Source organism: Rhizobium vallis (assembly GCF_003985155.1).
Lineage (GTDB): Bacteria > Pseudomonadota > Alphaproteobacteria > Rhizobiales > Rhizobiaceae > Rhizobium > Rhizobium vallis.
The window spans coordinates 168,675-186,716 of sequence record NZ_ML133687.1 but is presented as its reverse complement, the minus strand read 5'-3'; the positions used below and the strand labels follow the sequence as shown (position 1 = coordinate 186,716).

Here is an 18,042-nt window from a genome sequence, read left to right as displayed (position 1 = left end):
GATTGGCGGAAGACTGCTCTATCCTCATCATCGACGACAACATCGACGATCGCGAGGTCTATCGCCGCATACTCGGCCGTGTCACCAGCACGGCTTACAGGGTCGTCGAGGCTGAGACGGGCCAAGAAGGCCTTGCGCTGAACCACCGGAGACGGCCGAACTGCATCCTGCTTGACTATTCCCTGCCTGGGCGCGACGGGCTCGGCGTTCTTGCCGATATCCTGGAGGACGATCCCACCGCCAACGTCATCATGCTGACCGGCCAGGGCAGCGAAACCGTCGCCGTCGAGGTGATGAAGAGCGGCGCGCGCGACTATCTGACCAAGGATTCGCTTTCGCCTGAAACACTGCATCGCTGCATCCAGAACGCCATCATGCACGGCGTGCTGGAGGCAAAGCTGGAGCAGAAGCGGCAATCGCTTGAGATCTTCACCCGCGCCATGGCCCACGATCTGAAGGAGCCGCTGCGGACGATCAAATCCTTCAGCCGCATCCTGCATGGTTCATCAGCGCTGCCCGCCGAAGACCGGGAACTGCTCGATTACGTGCTGAGTGCCGCCGACCATATGGAAGACCTGATCGTCAAGGTCTCGGGCTTCACCAAGCTCGAGGCCTCCGGCGGGCCGCAGCTGAAGCCGGTTTCGCTGTCTGATGTGCTCGACCAGGTGGAGAATAATCTGCGCCAGCAGATCGAAAGCCGCGGCGCCGTCATCATTCGCGGGGTACTGCCCGAAGTCATGGGCGATGCGACGCTCTTGACCCAACTCCTGCAGAACCTCGTGTCGAACGCCATCCGCTATTGCGAGCATAGGGTTCCCGAGGTCACGATCTCGGGCGAAGCGTATGGCGACATGTGCCGCCTCACCGTGCGTGACAACGGGCCTGGCATCGATCCCCAGCATCGCGAACTGATCTTCCAACCGTTCAAACGTCTCGTCGGCCGCGGCATCGAGGGCACCGGGCTCGGCCTTGCCATCTGCCGCCGCATCGCGCAGCTGCATGGCGGCTCCATCTGGTGCGAAGCAGAGGATGGGGCCGGCGCCACCTTCATCGTCGAAGTGCCGCTCGCCGAGGCAATATCCGCGCCGCCCGCCGCGTCAGCCGTCCCGCACAGCGGCAAATCGGCCGAGCATCCGGGTGAAGGCGCGGGCAGGCTCGCCGAGGTGCTGCTGGTAGAAGACAGCCCGGCCGACATCCAGCTTCTGAAGATCAAGCTGATGCGGCGGGAAAAAGTGAATTTCAACCTGCATGTCGCCACCAACGGGCGCGAGGCGATGCGGCTGCTCGAAGAACGCGCCGGCATCGCCGATGTGCCGCAGATCGACCTGATGCTGCTCGACATCAACATGCCGATCATGGACGGTTTCGAGGTACTGCATGCGCTTTCGGCCGATGCCCGCCTCAAGCAGATTCCCGTCTGCATCCTCAGCACCTCAAGCGACGAGACCGATATGCGGCGGGCCAGGGATCTCGGCGCATTCGCCTATATGGTCAAGCCGCCAACGCTGCAGCAGTTGGAAGAGGCACTCGAGGATGTCGATCATTTGGAATTGCTGCAGCGCGGCGATTCACTTGCGCTTTGTGCGGAACAAAACTAAGCGATGGTCATTCGCAACGGTATGACTGTCGCAGCACTCATACTCGCGCTCCTGACGCCGCTTCAATCAGGACTGCTCTCGATGGTATCAGGCATACATCACGTCACCGCTGTCACCCGCAAGGTCCAGGCGAACGTGGACTTCTACGCAGGCTTTCTCGGCATGCGGGTCGTCAAGCAGACGGCCGGTTACGAGGACGCGACGCAGCTTCACCTTTTCTACGGCGATGCCGCGGGGGCGCCGGGTTCGCTGCTCACCTTCCTCGTCTGGGAAGATGGCTCGCCCGGCCGCGCCGGCTATGGCCAGATCAGCGAAATATCACTGTCGATCAACCCCGCAAGCATCGGCTACTGGCTGACGCGCGCCATGAGCTTCGGCCTGCGCTCCGAGGGGCCGGCCGACGAATTCGGCGAGCCCGTCCTTCGGCTGAAAGACCCCGACAACATCATCCTCAAGCTCGCGGGCGCAAAGGACCTGAGATCGCCGGCCGCCTGGGACGGTGCCTCGATCCCGGTCGAGCATGCCGTCCAGCGTGTGCGCGGCGCAACCATGCTGACGGAAAAGCCCGCCGAAAGCCGGGGCTTTCTCGAGAGCCATTTCGGTTACCGCTTCCAGGCCAACCGCGGCACGATCGATAGGCTGGTTTCGCAATCCGGCGACATCATCGACGTGCGCGATGCGCGCGGCTTCTGGTCCGGCGCGCCGGGCACCGGCACGATCGATCATATTGCCTTCCGCGCCGCGGACGAGGAGACGCTGCTTTCCGTGCGCAAGGCGCTGGAGACGACCGAAGCGTCGCCGACCAACATGCATGATCGCAAATATTTTCGTTCGCTCTATGCCCGAGAGCCCGGCGGCACGCTCATCGAGCTTGCGACCGACAAGCCGGGCATGATCGTCGACGAGGAGCAGGCAGCCCTCGGGAAGAAACTTTTCGCGCCGCCCGACGCCATCACCAACCTTCATGACCTGAAAGTGGTGCTGCCGCAGTTTTCGATGCCCGGTCAGCCGCGCATCAATTATCGCGAACTGCCATTCGTTCATCGCTTCTATACGCCGCCGGACCCCGACGGCAGCGTCTTCGTGCTGCTGCACGGCTCCGGAGGCAACGAGACGACGCTGATGCCGCTGTTGAACAAGGCGGCACCGCGCGCCACGCTGCTCGGCGTGCGCGGCAGGGCGACGGAGGAAGGCTTTCCGCGCTGGTACAAGCGCATCACACCCTTTTCCTTCGACCAGAACGACATCAAGACCGAGGCGGAGGCCTTCGCGGCCTTTATCGAGGGCGCCGTCAAATCCTATGGGCTTGATCCCCAGAAGGTCGTTTATGTCGGCTATTCCAATGGCGCCAATCTCTTGAACTCGCTGCTCTACCTGCACCCGAACCTGGTTCACAAGGCGGTTCTGCTGCGCTCCATGCCTGTTCTCAGCGACTATCCGCATGCCGATCTGAAGGGCACGGACCTGCTCGTCATCAGCGGCAAGACGGATGCCTACGGCAAATATGCGAGCGAGTTGGAAGAGAGGCTGAAGAGTTCGGGCGCCACCGTCGATTCCGACGTCATTCCCGGCGGCCATGATCTCGGCGATGCTGATGTGCCGATCATCCAGAAATGGTTGCTGCAGGAAAACCGCTGACGATCAGCGGCGCCTAAAGCGCATCGCTGCCCTATGCCTGAACGCGGGATGCCCGGGCAACCATGATGCCGGCAAGCACGACAGCGGCGCCGAGCGCCTGCATCGTGCCGATCGTCTCGTTGAGCAGCGCCCAGGCGAGGATCGCGGCGACGACCGGCTGCAGCAGCAGCGTCAGCGAGGAAAAGGCTGGCGGCAGATAGGCGAGCGCATAGGTGATCGCCACCTGCCCGCCGGCATGGCTGATAAAAGCGAGGCCGAAGACCATCGACCAGCCATAGATGGTCACCGGTAACATGTTGCCCTCAAACAAGAAGGCGACCGGAAAGATGCAGATCGCAGCGGACCCCGTGCTCCACAGCATGATCCGCATCGTATCGAAGCGGCTGCGCAGCCTGCCGAGCGCAAGGATGTAGCAGGCATAGAAGAAGGCGGCGATCATCGCCAGGCCGTCACCGCGCAGTTCGCCATTGGCCAAGGCGGCCGGCCCGCCCTTCAGGATGACGACGCCGGCCAGCGCCAAGGCAAGCCCAAGCATGAAGACCCGACCGACCCGCGCCTTGAAAAAGGCGAAGGCGATCACGGTGACGAAAACCGGGGCAAGATTGGCAAGCAGCGTGGCGTTGGCGACCGATGTCATGGTGATCGAAAGGTGCCAGGCGGCAAGGTCGAGCGACAGCATGACACCAGGAAGGATCAGCATGCCGTAGTCGAAAAGGCTTTGCGGCTTCGGCGCCGCATCCTTCTTCAGCATCGAGACGATGAAGATCGGGATCAATGCCAGCGCCACGCGCCAGAAGGCAGTGGCCATCGGTCCGACCTCGGAGAGCCTGACGAAAATCGGCGAACCGCCGATCGCCGCCCCGCCGAGAAGGAGCACTGCAAGCGGGAAACGATTGGAAGGCGAAGCTTCGGAAACGGTAGAGGCAGCCTGCGACATGATCTCGACTTTTGCTCGGCTGAAAACCCGGGCGATGGGATGCTGACCGCCGGGTGATTACCAGAAGTCGGCAGCACCCGACAGCCGGAGAACGACATTCGGATGGAAAATCAGGCCGTATGCGCAGTTGTCACGGTTGCGCGCAGCTTCGCGGCGATTTCGGTGGCGACGAAGAAGGCATGCTCGGTCACCTGCGGCAGGCCCATCAGCTCACCGAAGGTGCCGCGCGCCAGCGGGCCGGAGATCAGCAGAGAAGGATCTGACATTCCGGATGAGCCGATCGCCTCCGATCGCTCGGTGCAGGCAAGGCCGAGGTCGGTCGGATCGAGTGTCAGGTGGCCGCTTGCCGCAAGGGCTGCGAGCCAGGGCTGGGTTTGGATAATGCCGCCATGCGCCGGGCCCGTGGTGACGACGACGGCGTCATAGCGTTCCTCCAGCGGTTCGCTCCGATGACGCGGGTGCAGGGTGCAGAGGATGCGTTCTCCTTCTACGCGCGCATCGGCGACGGAACCGGCAAGGATTTCGAGGCGCCCCGTGGCAACCGCCGCGTCGAGCACGGCCTCGACCTGCGGCGCGATCCGGAAGCGGTGCACATCCCAATAAGGGCGCAGATGGCGCACGAGGCGGCGGCGTTCGGCAATCGGCAGTGCCTGCCAGAGATCATGTCCCTGCGCCCGCACCTGATCGATCACGCCATGCCAGCTTATGCCCAGCGCCTTCGCTGCGTCTATTGTTGCGCGGATAGCTGTCAGCAGCGAACCGGCCGAATGCGCCGCATCGACGAAATCGCCAAAAAGCGGCTGCGGCACCGGTGCATGCCCGCGCGAACGCAAGCCTCGGCGCGAGATCGCGGTCATGGAACCGGCATGCCCGCGTTGGGCCAGCGAGGCAATGACATCGGCGGCCGTCAGGCCGTTGCCGATGACCAATACCCGGTCCTGCGGACGGATGACGTCGAGGGCACCCGGTTTCGTGGTATCGGCGACGAAGCGCGGATGGGCGGCAAGGCTTGCGGCCAGCCGGCCGGGAGCTGCCGGCGGCGGATGGCTGGTGGCGATCGCGACGATTTCGGCCTCCGTCACGCCGCCCTTGTCGTCGAGGATCGACCAACGTCCGGCATGGCGCTCGACGCCGGTCACCGTGGCGCGACAATGACGCACGGTGCCATCTTCGAGCAGCGGTTTCAGCAGGGAGGCGACATAATCGCCGAAGAGGCGGCGCCGGGGAAAGAGCAGACCGTCGGGCTGCTTTGCCTCAGGATCGTCGGCGACCGCGTCGCGCGCTTCGATCCAGGCCTGGAATTCGCCGACGTCGTCTGGCTGCAGGCTCATCTTGACGGCCGGAACATTGATGCGGTGAGCCGGATCTGTCGTATCATAGGCGAGGCCGCGGCCGAGTTCGGCGCGTGGCTCGAAGACCACAATAACAGGGCGCTCGCCGCAGTTGGCGCTGGCGAGATGATAGGCAACGCCGGCGCCGGAGACGCCACCGCCGATGATGGCTACGACGGGCTGCTTAGACGTCGGGAGAGGCTTGGATTGCATGGTGGCCGGGATCATTGCTTTCGATACCGCGAGCATAGAAGCCGGGTAGCCGTCGCGCAATCCTTGCGCCACTATTGTCTATAATTTTTATATGCTTATCCCGATGTCGTCGTCGAGAAGTCGGGATTGCCGCGGATGGTATTGCTCACCGTGCAGATCTCGTCTTCTGCAGCATGGGCAATTTTCTGCCGGGTTTCCTCATCGATATCGCCCTTGATCGAAAAAGCGATGTTGAATTTGGCAACGCGCGATCGGCCTTCCGTCGCCTTCTCGCCGGTGACGTCGGCGGTAATCTCGCTGATCCTGTCGAGAACGCCCATCTGGCTGGCGGCAATGCGGGCGCTGAGCACGAGGCAGGCCGAAAGCGAGGCATAGAGCAGATCGAGCGGACTGAAACCTGGATGCGACGGCGCGGTGACGATGTCGAGTTCGCCCTTGGTGGTGGAGGTGACATGCGGAAAGCCGGTGCGGCCGAGAACGGCGATGGCACCGGTCGGACGGGGGCGAGCCTTGAGATCGGCCATGATGAAATCCTCTGAAAATGGCCATCCAGAGATAGTGATTTCCGCCCTGTGCGGCAATGGCGGCAGCCATCCCTCCGCTTCGGAACCTTTCCATCCGTCATCAGTTGATTACATCTGAACAAAATCAGTGACAAAGGTGTATTGTGATGCCTGATGTCGGCAACATGGATCGCCAGGGCCGGCGGATGGATGCCCGCGATCGGCTGATCGTCGCGCTCTATGCGCAACTGAAGGCCGAGCGGGAAACGCGCGAGACGCTGGAATGGGCAATCCGCAACGGCGCCATCTCCCAGGAGGTGCTGGAGGCGATCGCGGCCGATCCTGTTCCTGTCGTCACCAGCGAGGATATCGCCTCCCTGGAAAAGATCATCGCGCTCGACGCAAGGCGCAAACCAAAGCGGAACTAAGAGGAGATCCGAAATGGCCGATATCACTTATCATGTTGTGCCGCATGACAACGGCTGGGCCTATAAGCTCGGCGACACGCTTTCGGAAACCTACGCAACGGCTGATGAAGCGATCGTCCACGCCAAGGACGCAGCCTCGCGCCAGAAGATCGGTGACGGCGATGCGCTGCTCGCCTACCCCTCGCCCGACGGCGGCTGGGAATTCCAGGAGCTAGAAACCGACAAGAGCAACAGTCGGCTCTGATTTGCAACGGAGGATGGAATGGCCGCTCGGGCAAGCTGGAAAGGTCATCTGAAGGTGGGCGACCTTGTCTGTGCCGTCGGGCTTTACACTGCCGTTTCCTCGTCCGACCGCGTCTCTTTCAACATCATCAACCGCAGAACCGGCCACCGGGTGGAACGGCAATTCGTCGACAGCGAGACCGGCAAACCGGTCGAGCGCGACGACCAGGTCAAGGGCTACCAGATGGAGAATGGCGAATACATCGTCATTGAGGGCGATGAGATTGCCGAAATCATGCCGGAAAGCGACAAGATCCTCAACATCAAGGCTTTCATCGCCTCCGACGCCATCGACAAGACTTTTTTCGATCGCCCTTATTACCTCGCGCCGGTGGACGAGCATGATGAGGAAGCGCTGTCTCTGATCGCCAGCGGCATGAATGACGGCAAGGTCGTAGCACTCGCCGAAGCCGTGCTTTTCCGGCGCAACCGAACGCTGCTGATCCGCCCTCATGACAATTACATCGTCGCGACGATGCTGAACTTCGACTATGAAGTGCGCTCGGCCGACGCCATCTTCAAGGACATTCCCGACATCAAGTTCGACAAGGAGATGCTCGAACTCGCAGGCCATATCATCGGGACCAAGCATGGCAGCTTCGAACCGAGCGAATACCACGACCGCTACGAAGCCGCCCTCGTCGAGCTGGTGAAGGCAAAGATCGAAGGCCGCGCACCGCCGAAGAAGAAACAGCCGGCGGAACGCAAGGTCGTCGACCTGATGGAGGCGCTGCGCCAGAGCGCGAAGATGAGCAGCAAGCCGCCTGCGAAGAAGGCGCCGGCGCGCGGTGACGGCCGCAGCAAGAAGGCAAGCTGAGATGGCGCTCGAAACCTATCAGGCGAAGCGCGACTTCAAGCTGACCCCCGAGCCGCGCGGCCGGAAGGGCCGCAACAGCGGCAATAGCTTCGTCATCCAGAAACACGATGCGACCCGGTTGCACTACGATTTCCGCCTGGAGATGGATGGAGTGCTGAAGAGCTGGGCGGTGACGAAAGGGCCGAGCCTTAACCCGGAGGACAAGCGCCTTGCCGTGCATGTCGAGGATCACCCGCTTTCCTATGGCGATTTCGAGGGCATCATCCCGAAAGGACAATATGGCGGCGGCACCGTCATCGTCTGGGATCGCGGCACCTGGACGCCGCGTGGCGATGCCCGCAAGGCCTATCAAAAGGGCCATATGGAATTCGAACTCGACGGCGAGAAGCTGAAAGGCCGCTGGCATCTCGTGCGCATGCACGGCCGGCCCGGCGAAAAGCGCGAGAACTGGCTGCTGATCAAGGGGGAGGACGCGGAGGCTCGCCACGACGGCGATATCCTCGCCGAGAGGCCCGAATCGGCCAAAACAGGCCGGCAGCTCGAACAGGTGGCAGAAAATCCCGATGCGACCTGGAATTCCAAATCGAAGGACGGCAAGGCGGTTGCCGTCAACAAATCGGTGCGGAAAGCAACCGCCCCAACACCTCGGGACCGTGATTGGCCCAAGGGTGCGCGCAAGGCTGCGCTGCCCGATTTCGTCGAGCCTGCCCTTGCCAAGCTGAAACCGAAGCCGCCGGCAGACGATCGCTGGATCCACGAGATCAAGTTCGACGGCTATCGCCTACAAGTCAGGATCGACGACGGCGAGGTCACGATGCTGACCCGCAGCGGGCTCGACTGGACGGCGAAATTCGGCAAGGAGGTGCTCGATGCCTTTGCAGCCCTACCGGTGCGATCGGCGGTGATCGACGGCGAGATCGTCGTCGAGCGCGATACCGGCGCCTCGGACTTTTCCGCACTACAGCACGATCTGAGCGAGGGCCGCGACGATCGTTTCGTCTTCTATGCCTTCGATCTTCTTTACCTCGACGGACACAGCCTGCTGAATGCGACACTCATCGATCGCAAGCATCTGCTCGAAACCCTGCTGCCCGGCGATGACAACAAGCTGCGCTACAGCGCCCATTTCAACGAGAGCGGCGGATTGGTGCTCGACCATGCCTGCCGGCTCAGCCTCGAGGGCGTCATCTCCAAACTGCGCGACAGCAAATACACCTCCGGCCGAACAGGCGAGTGGATCAAATCGAAGTGCTCACATCGGCAGGAATTCGTCATTGGCGGCTATGTGCCGTCGACATCGATGAAGAATGCGATCGGCTCGCTGGCGATGGGTTATCACGAAAACGGCGAGCTCAAGCATGTGGGCCGCGTCGGCACCGGATACACGGTGGCGACGGCGCAGTTGCTTTACGAAAGGCTGTCACACCTGACGCAGACCGAGACATCGTTCGACGACAAGTTGACATCGGAGGAGCGGCGCGGGCTGATCTATGTGAAACCGCAATTGGTCGCCGAGGTGGAATTCAGCGCCTGGTCGGCCGATGGCAATCTGCGCCATGCCGCCTTTCGTGGGCTGCGCGAGGACAAGCCCGCAAAGGATGTGACGCGCGAGACGGCAAAGACCACAGCGCGCGAGCTACCGAAATCGGCGGTGGCGCTGACGCATCCCGACCGCATTTACTGGCCTGATGAAGGCGTAACGAAGGAGGGGCTGGCGAACTACTACGCCGAGGTCTGGCGCTTCATGGCGCCCTATGTCGTCAACCGACCGTTGGCGCTGCTGCGCCTGCCCGACGGCATTAACGGCCGTCAACGGTTCTTCCAGAAACACGCCTGGAAGGGCATGAACCCGCACATCGGGGAGATCATCGACCCCAAGGACAAGCGGGGGGAGAAGCTGCTGCGCATCACCGATTTCGATGGCGTCGTGGCGCTGGTGCAATCGGCCGTGCTTGAAATCCACCCCTGGGGTGCGACGACTGACAATTGGGAAAAACCGGACATGATCACCATGGATCTCGACCCCGGCGAGGACGTGGCATGGGAGAATGTGATAGCCGCCGCTTACGGATTGAAGGAGCGGCTGGAGGCCGAAGGCCTCGCCGCCTTCGTCAAGACGTCGGGCGGCAAAGGCTTGCATGTGGTGACGCCGCTGACCCCGAAGGCCAGTTGGGTGGGGGTGAAGGCCTTCGCCAAATGGCTTGCCGACAGCATGTCTTCCGACCATCCCGACCTCTATCTCGCGACGGCGACGAAGGCCAAGCGAAGGGGAAGAATTTTCATCGATTATCTCCGCAACGGCCGCGGCAACACGGCTGTCGCGCCCTATTCGACGCGGGCAAGACCGGGAGCCGCGGTCTCGATGCCGCTGGAATGGAATGAACTCACCGCCGACATCGGGCCGGCCTATTTCACGGTCGACAATACGCCGACGCGGCTCAATGCCTTGCCGAGAGATCCCTGGGATGGTTTTTTCGCGGCGGCGAAACCGCTGGAGACGAAGAAGCGATAGCGGATCGGAGATGCTCTGGCGACCGGCTAACCCGGCTTGCGCCCGCCTTCCGCAGCCAGGCTCTTTTTCAACGCATCCATGATATTGATGACGTTGCCGGTCGATTTCACCGGTGCGGGCTTTTTCGCGGGTGCCGCCGCCTTCAAGCTCTTCTGCTTGCCGCGGATCATCGACTTCAGGCGTTTCTGGATCGGATCCTGCACCATGGATGGGCTCCAATCCTTCGTCTCCTCCTTCACCAACTGCTTCATCAAGGCCAGCAGCTTGCTATCGATCTCGGCTTTGCTGTCGAGTTCGGCTGTCGGTTCGCGCACCTCGTCGCCATAGCGCAGGGTCCAGAGAACGATGCCTTTGCCTTGCGGCTCCAGGAGCACGGCGCGCTCGCGGCGATACAGAACCAGGCGCGCGATGCCGACGACGTCATTTGCCTTCATCGCCTCGCGGATGACGCAGAAGGCTTCCACGCCGACCTTGTCCTCGGGTGCCAGAAAATGCGGCTTGTCGTACCAGATCCAGTCGATCGAGCCCCGCGGCACGAAACTGTCGATATCGATGGTGCGGGTGCTTTCGAGCCCGACCTCCTCGATTTCCTCGTCTTCGAGAAGAACATAGTCGTCCTCGCCGCGTGGATAGCCCTTCACCTGGTCTCTCTCGGCCACCGGTTTGTGGGTGACGCTGTCGACATATCGGCTTTCGACGCGGTTCTTCGTCTGGCGATTGAGGACGTGGAAACGGACCTTGTTGCTTTCGGTTGTCGCCGGCGTCAGCGAGACGGCCGCGGTGACGAGCGAGAGCTTGAGATAGCCTTTCCAGAAGGTCTGACGTGCCATGTGCGTCCTGCCGCCGGGTGGTTTTCCGGGCATGGTTCGGAATATGGCAATCAACGGAAGAGGCGGTCTTTGGTTCCGGTCCTCGATGTTTTTCCGAGCGAGCCACTACCTGCATTATTCCATAAACCGGAATCGGTTCAAGGATGCATTGTGCAGCAATCCAAAGGGCTCCAGCGTTCTCTACGCATCTGAAAAGACGCGCGGCGCTGCAGGCAGACGCCGCGGTGATTCCGGAGAAAGCCAAGGCTCTTCGGACGGTTTCATTTCGCGCCGCGCGATCGCCAGATCATTCGCTTCTGCCGCCGTCAACTTCTTGACAAAATTGCATACCACGTGGTTCTGTAATTCTTCAGAGGATGTTGTGAAGCTGGTAGACATGGGGCGCTCATGAGAAGAGAAGACGTAAGGCGCGCCACGCGCATTGCTTTTGGGCTGGTAATATTCTTTGGTCTTATGGTTTCGTATGCGAAGTTTGCAGGCTTTTTCTCGCCGCCAGGCTCGCCGGACGAGTATCGCCCACTGGGGTGGTTTTCGAGTCACGGCCCGTTACCGCGGCTCTCGGGTGTCACAGACGGATGACGGGTCGTAGGCACAGACTACCGCCTCTGACTAGACTTGAGACGTAAGAATTGAAAATGGGGCCTTGCCTCAGCCCAGCCAAGCAACAGGCTGCTAAATCGAGAGATATCGCTTCTGCCAGGGTAGCATTTTCTCCTCCCAGGCGCGTGGCGTGAACTGGTCATAGACGGTCTCAGCGATCGCAAGCATCCAATTCTGTTCCTTGCGCGCCAGCAGAACGCATGACAATTCCATCCCGGGCTCGACGGCAATGGAGGGCCGATTGGCGCCGGGAATATCGATCCCCTTGTTGCGCCACTGAATGCGGATCTCGTCGGGTTCGGATGTCCATTCACCGGAGGCCACGGAGGCTTTTCCGTCGGCTTTGAAACGAAGCGGCGGCGGGGTGACATTCAGAAAGCTGCCGTCGTTAAAGTAGTTGTCCTCGACCTTGCCCGCAGTCGTCTCACCGTTTGCCCTGAGAACAATGTCCTGCTTGCATCGCAGAAATATGTTGCGCCGGAAGCTCCCGGACCATGGCCGATTGGCGAAGAATGCAATGTCGCATTCGCTGATCACATTGTCATGGATGTCGATGTCTCTGCGAAAGGCCAGCCCTTGGTCCGAGAAACCGCTGAGGCTGACGCCGCGATTGCTGTTCTCGATCCGGTTGTCGTAAACATGATGCCTGGCGCGATCGACCTTGTCGCCAATGCCGTAGCCGAAAGAATAGTCATTCATCCGGCCATCGCACATGACGTTGCTGCGCACGACGGCATCGTCGCCGACCGATGAAAAGGAAAAATTCTTTCCCCCGATATAGTTGTATTCAACGAGGTAGTTTCGGGTTTTGTCGCAGACCAGCGCCCCCTTGTTCGACGTACTGGTCGGCGATTGAAGGAAGAGATTGCCCCGGATCACGATATCGGAGCTGATATTGTTGTCCTTGTTTTGATAGGCGAACTGGCAGCAGTCGGCACCTTCTCCCGGTGCTGCCCCGATGCGGTTGTTCTCCAGCAATACATTTGACGTCTTCGTCAGATAAATGCCGTCGCCCACCACATTCTCGGTCTCGCAGCGTCTGACGACGAGGTTCTTGCCATTGTGAAATTTGAAGCCGCGAGGAGAATTCTTGACAACGACGTCTTCCACCACCGTGTCGGAGAACACCTGATAGGCAACACCGATGTCTTCGGCGCCGTCGACGACTTGCCCCCGCGTGGAAACGCCGTGAGCTTTCTTTCGAAGGATTGCGGGCATCGGATCTCCATTCGAACGGTTGTCGCGCAAGAATTAATGAGGGGCGTGTGGCAGGAGTTTGACGATCTGAGCTTAACCGCTCGCGCAGGCGTCGTCCCGCCTCGTCTTCATCCCATTCGTCAAGACCAAGGCTTCAAGGCTCGCGGTCGAAACGCCAGTGGAGACCCAAGAGCGTCGTTATGTCAGAAGCTCTTCAATATTATGTGAAAGATGGCCGCATTCGCGGCCGGCATCACATTGACGCGCTCAGAACTTGTGCCGTCACACCGGAGCTAAAGGCGGCTCGCAAGCGTGTATCCCTCGGGCTTTCCCCAAAAGCGCTGCGGTAGATCGCAGAGAACCTGCCGGGATGAAAGAAACCCCACGTGGTGCAGATGTCGCGAAGTGTTTGCTGGTTCAAGGGATCCCGCAGCTGGTCGTGGACGGCTTTCAGCCTGATCGTGCGTAGGTAAGCGCCAGGTGACGTTTCTCTGAATGTCTTGAAGCCCGTTTGCAGCGCGCGGACTGAAATCCCGACTTCATCAGCCACCATCGACATGGTGAAAGGCTCGGCAATATTGGCGTGCATATAGTCGATCGCGCGCCGCACATGCCAAGGCGCGACCGACGACACCTTCCTTTGAAAGTGGCCGGAAAAACGATGATGGGCAAATCGGATCACAAGGTCGGCGAGTGTTTCGCTCATCGTCGATACGGCAAGCGGCGAGGATAGAAGCGGGCCGCCATTGCGCATACCCTGCACGATCGTCTGCACCAGGTTGCCGATAAGCCGGCCCGATGGTGATGCCATGTCCACGACGGGCTCAAGGTCAAGCGACTCGAGGGTCGGCGTTTCCAAGAGCGAAAAGAGCGTTCGCCTCACCACTTTCCAATCCAGGCAAAGAGCGTCCGAACGGTGCGGGTCGCCTTGGACAATGCGATCGCCAACCTCATGGTTGTTGGCGATGATGATGCGGCCCGCTCCGCCCTCGACCATTCTTTTGCCAACGGTCAGTTGGATGGATCCCGTGTGCGGAATGTAGAACACAAGGTGTTGCGGGGTCTCGTCGAGTGTTCGAACTTGCCAGGAACTCTGAAAAGCCGAATGAACCGCTGTAAGCGTCCCACTCCTCCTCAAATCCGCTGCCCAGGCAAAGGCTCGATCACCGCCCAGCGGCTTGGCGCCGAAGACGCCATAGCCTGCGGTAAAGGCTTGCACCATCGACTCGAAGTCATCGCCTTCATGCGTCGGGGTGAAGCCGTAATCACGCTCGCGAGTGCGCGCTGAATTCTGAGATCTCAACCATACCATGTTGTTCGCTCTTTCCGCCCTTCACAACCCGCAGGTTCAACCGCCCTCTCCCATCCTCCACTCGGCCGGTCCCCTCGTCCCTGCGAAATGCCCTCATCTCGGCTGGCTTGGCCAGTCTCCATGAGATAAGCAGGACCTACAGATCGGGGATCGAATCCTTGATTTGACAGAAAGCGAAGCACTCCCTAAGCAGGTTTCACACCTGCAGTGTAAATCAAAACGATCGAGAAATGAAGTACGTTCCATTAGATCACGTTGCGACACATTTCTTGCGGGATTTTCAACCTTCGCGAGTGGCTTCCCGCAATGAACGGGACCTTTTGCGGCTGATCTGGAAATCCCCAGGAATCGAACGCTCCGACCTGACCGAGCCGCTCGATCTCACGCAACAATCGTTGCACAGGATCGTCCGGCAGCTTCACGATCGGGGAATGATTGTTTTTTCCACATCGGAAACCCGGCGCCCCGGGCCGCCCAGCCCGGAGCTCACGCTTTGCAAGGATTGGTGCCTGACGCTCGGCATTTCCGTGAATGTCGGCTCGATCGGACTCTGCCTGATGGGTTTCGGAGAGCCTTTGGAAAATATGGAAATTCCGCAGGAGGGATCGTCGCTCTCCGTGGAGATGGAGCGGATCGATACCGCCGTCGGAGAGCTTCTTGCCCGCCGCGGGGCCGAGCGACGCGATGTGCTCGGGGTGGGCCTCGCAGTCAGCGGCCATCGCATGCTGGAAACGGCATTCAACTGCCCTCTGCCGCTCGCTCATTGGTCATTGATCGATCTGGCACCTCTGCTTGGGGAACAGCTCGGCCTACCGGTCTGGGCAGACAATGTCGCCAGAACCGCCGCTTTGGCGGAAGCCATTTTCGGTGTCGGCCGCGATGTCGCGGATTTCGCCTATATCGCCCATCTTCACGGATATGGCGGCGGCCTCGTCTGCGGAGGCATGCCGTTTCGCGGCAGCTTCGGCAATGCCGGCGAATATTCCGTTCTCTTCGGGCGCCAGGATTATGACGATCGCCCTGCCCTCGGCCTTCTGCTTCAGCATCTTCGTGCCAAGGGACGCACCGATCTGACGTTGAAGGACTTGAAAAACGAGGCCCTGGTGGATTGGGACGGCGTTGCGGAGTGGGTCGACCGTGTCGCGCCCGCGCACAATCACGCCATCAATGCGATCTGCGCGGTCTTCGACCCGGCGTTGATCGTGCTGGGCGGCGAGCTTCCGCATTCACTGGCAGAAATGCTCATCGAACGGACCGAATTCAACAATCTGCCGCGGCACGGCGTCCTGCGTGACGTTCCCCGCCTTGCCGTAGGGCGGGTCGTCGATGCCCCCGGCGCAATCGGCGCAGCCTTGATCCCGCTATTCGAAACCGTTTTGTGACGATGCCTTGCGCGGTCTCGGCAACCTTTGCGGATGCCTCACGCGGGAATACTTCCGGAAACAATCGACCGGAAAAACCATAATTCAGTAGAATTGAATGCTCGAAATATCGAAATCGCTGGAAGTACTTGCCTGATTTCCGCGGTGAACATCTTTAAACCTATAGGCGCAATCCCTACGTCCTCTGTCGTTATGTCTACCAAGGCAATCCCGATGTGAGATACTCACGACCACGCCGTCCCTCGGTGGGGATTCGGGACACGCGGTCATTTTCCCAGACAATGAGCAACCCAGACGTTCGCGACGCACTTCGTGCGTCGCACGTTTAGGCGCGCCATCTCCCCGTCTTATCAACCAGCAACCGACCGGGCGGCCGTCGGGTGGACGAACCCGTGCGCCCATAGGAGAAAAATATGGATACCGTACAATATCTCAGTCCGATGGAATGGCGGGCGATCGAATTCATCGCCCTCATCATCGTGCTGGCAATTCTGATCTGGTGGAGCGGCGTCATCCGCTACATCCCGAACGACAGGCTCGGCATCCTCGAGAAACTGTGGAGCTTCCGCGGTTCCGTAGACAATGGCTTCATCGCACTTAACGGCGAGGCCGGCTTCCAGCCGGAAGTCGTGCGCGGTGGCCTGCATTTCTTCATGCCGTTCCAATATTCAATGCATCGTGCCAATCTGGTGACCATTCCGCAGGGCCAGATCGGCTACGTCTTCGCGCGCGATGGCAACCCGCTACCACCAACCCAGACGTTGGCGTCGAATACCGTGGCTGACGATTTTCAGGACGTGCGCGCTTTTCTGGAAAAAGGCGGCCAGAAGGGTCCGCAGCGCAAGATCCTGCGTGAAGGCACCTATGCCATCAATCTCGCGCAATTCATCGTGCTCACCGCGCAGTCGACCTATGCCGTGGCCTTGGGCGCCTCCGAACAGAAGCTGTTTTCGGACATGTCGCAGTTGATCGCGGATCGCGATGGTTTCGAGCCAGTCGTCATCCGAGACGCCGATGACATGATCGGCATCGTCACCATCCACGATGGCCCGGCACTGCCGGACGGCGAGATCATTGCGCCGACCGTTGCCAATGATCCCAGGGACCCGAATTTTCACAACAATTTCCAGGATCCAGAGAAATTCCTCTTTGCCGGCGGTTATCGCGGCCGCCAGTTGCAGGTTCTTGCTGACGGCAGCTACTTCCTCAACCGGATTTTCGCGACCATCGAACTTGTTGAAAAGACGATCATCGGCGTCGGCACCGTGGGTGTGGTCGTCTCCTATACCGGCCGCCGCAGCGCCGATATTTCGGGCCAGTCCTACAGGCACGGCGAACTGGTCGAACGCGGCTCGCGCGGCGTCTGGTCGACACCGCTTCTGCCGGGCAAATACGCGTTCAACACCTATGCCGGCAATATCGTCATCGTGCCGACGACCAACTTCGTGCTCAAATGGACGAAGGAGCAATTCGGCGAACATCGCCTCGATGAAAATCTTTCGGAAGTGTCGCTGATTACCAAGGACGCATTCGAGCCGGTCCTGCCGCTGTCGGTCGTCGTGCATATCGACTATATGAAGGCGCCGCTGGTGGTGCAGCGCTTCGGCGATATCAAGCGGCTGGTCGAGCAGACGCTCGATCCGATGGTCTCGGCCTATTTCAAGAACATCGCCCAGACCAAGACCCTGATCGAACTCCTGCAGGAGCGCAGCGAAATCCAGCGCAAATCGGGCGATGAAATGCGCGAGAAGTTCGCTTCCTACAGTCTCGAACTGCAGGAAGTGCTGATCGGCACACCCCGCGCCGCCAATGGCCAGAACAGCATCGAGCAGATCCTCATCCAGTTGCGCGAACGCCAGATCGCGGTCGAAAAGGTCGAGACCTATGAGCTTCAGGAAGCTGCGGCAGTCCAGGAGCGGACGCTGCGCGAGAAGGAGGCGCTGGCCGAGCAGCAGGCCAAGATCACGACATCGGCGCTTGCCATCGAGATCAGCGAAAACGAGGGAAAGGCGCAGCTCGCCCGCACCCGCCAGCAGGCCGAGACCATTCAGGTCACCGCCAAGGCCGAAGCGGAAAAGGTCCGGCTCGCAGGCCTCGGCGAGGCCGACCGGATCAAGGCAATCGCGCTTGCCGATGCCGAGCGCATCAAGGCGACCGGTCTCGCCGACGCCCAGAAGGTACGCGCCGTCGGCCTGGCGGAAGCCGAAGCCACGGAGAAGAAGGTCGCCGCCTTCGGCGGTCCGGACTATCAGCTCAATTCGCAGGTGCTGATGCGCTTTGCCGAAGCGATCGAGAACGGCAGGCTGCCGCTCGTGCCCCAGATCCAGGTCGGCGGTGCCGGCGGCGAGAAGGGCGGTGCAAACGGCTTGGTGGAAATGATGTTGTCGATGCTGGTCGCCGACCGGCTTGAACGGAAGGCTTTGCCGGCCGCGGTGCCGGCGCCGGTCGAGCAGCATTGAGTG

Annotated in this window: 15 protein-coding genes; 8 read left to right on the top strand and 7 right to left on the bottom strand. The window is 60.6% G+C overall.

Going from position 1 to position 18,042, the window contains the following annotated elements; translation table 11 throughout:
* The first annotated feature begins 2 nt into the window (after nt 1-2).
* Both EFQ99_RS06150 and EFQ99_RS06145 read left to right on the top strand, forming a co-directional pair.
* Entirely contained in the window at nt 3-1,598 is a 1,596-nt protein-coding gene (locus EFQ99_RS06150) for a response regulator (protein WP_126919845.1), read from the top strand.
* Between the two features lie 21 nt (nt 1,599-1,619).
* Nucleotides 1,620-3,236 (top strand): VOC family protein, encoded by a 1,617-nt coding sequence (locus EFQ99_RS06145; RefSeq protein ID WP_208722735.1) that lies wholly within the window; start codon nt 1,620-1,622, stop codon nt 3,234-3,236.
* Nucleotides 3,237-3,267: 31 nt separating this feature from the next.
* On the opposite strand, the gene EFQ99_RS06140 is transcribed toward EFQ99_RS06145, so the two are convergent.
* The 3 genes from EFQ99_RS06140 to EFQ99_RS06130 all read right to left on the bottom strand — a co-directional run bounded on the left by EFQ99_RS06140 (nt 3,268) and on the right by EFQ99_RS06130 (nt 6,241).
* Nucleotides 3,268-4,173: a DMT family transporter gene (locus EFQ99_RS06140; protein ID WP_126919843.1), complete on the bottom strand. Its 906-nt coding sequence runs from the start codon at nt 4,171-4,173 to the stop codon at nt 3,268-3,270.
* A 110-nt stretch (nt 4,174-4,283) separates the two neighbouring features.
* The gene (locus EFQ99_RS06135) at nt 4,284-5,732 is read right to left on the bottom strand and encodes an FAD/NAD(P)-binding protein (RefSeq protein WP_208722725.1); all 1,449 of its coding nucleotides are present in this window, start codon (nt 5,730-5,732) and stop codon (nt 4,284-4,286) included.
* Nucleotides 5,733-5,812: 80 nt separating this feature from the next.
* Nucleotides 5,813-6,241, bottom strand: a complete 429-nt coding sequence (locus tag EFQ99_RS06130) for an OsmC family protein (RefSeq protein ID WP_126919838.1) — start codon at nt 6,239-6,241, stop codon at nt 5,813-5,815.
* Nucleotides 6,242-6,387: 146 nt separating this feature from the next.
* On the opposite strand from EFQ99_RS06130, the gene EFQ99_RS06125 reads away from it, so the two are divergent.
* From EFQ99_RS06125 to ligD, 4 genes are read left to right on the top strand one after another with little or no spacing between them, the layout of a single operon-like run.
* Nucleotides 6,388-6,648, top strand: coding sequence for a hypothetical protein (locus EFQ99_RS06125; protein ID WP_126919836.1), 261 nt, complete (start codon nt 6,388-6,390; stop codon nt 6,646-6,648).
* A 13-nt stretch (nt 6,649-6,661) separates the two neighbouring features.
* A complete protein-coding gene (locus EFQ99_RS06120; RefSeq protein WP_126919834.1) occupies nt 6,662-6,892 on the top strand; it encodes a DUF2188 domain-containing protein in 231 nt (76 codons plus the stop codon).
* An 18-nt stretch (nt 6,893-6,910) separates the two neighbouring features.
* On the top strand, nt 6,911-7,747 hold the full coding sequence (gene ku, locus EFQ99_RS06115; protein ID WP_126919832.1) for a non-homologous end joining protein Ku: 837 nt from the start codon (nt 6,911-6,913) through the stop codon (nt 7,745-7,747).
* A gap of 1 nt (nt 7,748) precedes the next feature.
* Nucleotides 7,749-10,259, top strand: a complete 2,511-nt coding sequence (gene ligD / locus EFQ99_RS06110) for a DNA ligase D (RefSeq protein ID WP_126919830.1) — start codon at nt 7,749-7,751, stop codon at nt 10,257-10,259.
* A 26-nt stretch (nt 10,260-10,285) separates the two neighbouring features.
* Here ligD and ku (EFQ99_RS06105) read toward each other — a convergent pair whose 3' ends face one another.
* The 4 genes from ku (EFQ99_RS06105) to EFQ99_RS06090 form a co-directional block, all read right to left on the bottom strand.
* On the bottom strand, nt 10,286-11,089 hold the full coding sequence (gene ku, locus EFQ99_RS06105; RefSeq protein WP_126919828.1) for a non-homologous end joining protein Ku: 804 nt from the start codon (nt 11,087-11,089) through the stop codon (nt 10,286-10,288).
* A 180-nt stretch (nt 11,090-11,269) separates the two neighbouring features.
* Nucleotides 11,270-11,467: a hypothetical protein gene (locus tag EFQ99_RS06100; protein ID WP_126919826.1), complete on the bottom strand. Its 198-nt coding sequence runs from the start codon at nt 11,465-11,467 to the stop codon at nt 11,270-11,272.
* A 294-nt stretch (nt 11,468-11,761) separates the two neighbouring features.
* Entirely contained in the window at nt 11,762-12,907 is a 1,146-nt protein-coding gene (locus tag EFQ99_RS06095) for a NosD domain-containing protein (protein WP_126919824.1), read from the bottom strand.
* 232 nt (nt 12,908-13,139) lie between these two features.
* Nucleotides 13,140-14,189 (bottom strand): AraC family transcriptional regulator, encoded by a 1,050-nt coding sequence (locus tag EFQ99_RS06090; protein ID WP_483475683.1) that lies wholly within the window; start codon nt 14,187-14,189, stop codon nt 13,140-13,142.
* Nucleotides 14,190-14,428: 239 nt separating this feature from the next.
* Between EFQ99_RS06090 and EFQ99_RS06085 the strand changes: the two genes are divergently transcribed.
* Together EFQ99_RS06085 and EFQ99_RS06080 are read left to right on the top strand one after the other, a co-directional pair.
* Nucleotides 14,429-15,580 carry an ROK family transcriptional regulator gene (locus EFQ99_RS06085; protein ID WP_126919820.1) on the top strand — a complete coding sequence of 384 codons (1,152 nt, stop codon included), beginning with the start codon at nt 14,429-14,431 and terminating at the stop codon, nt 15,578-15,580.
* A gap of 413 nt (nt 15,581-15,993) precedes the next feature.
* A complete protein-coding gene (locus tag EFQ99_RS06080) occupies nt 15,994-18,039 on the top strand; it encodes an SPFH domain-containing protein (RefSeq protein ID WP_126919818.1) in 2,046 nt (681 codons plus the stop codon).
* Nucleotides 18,040-18,042: the final 3 nt, after the last annotated feature.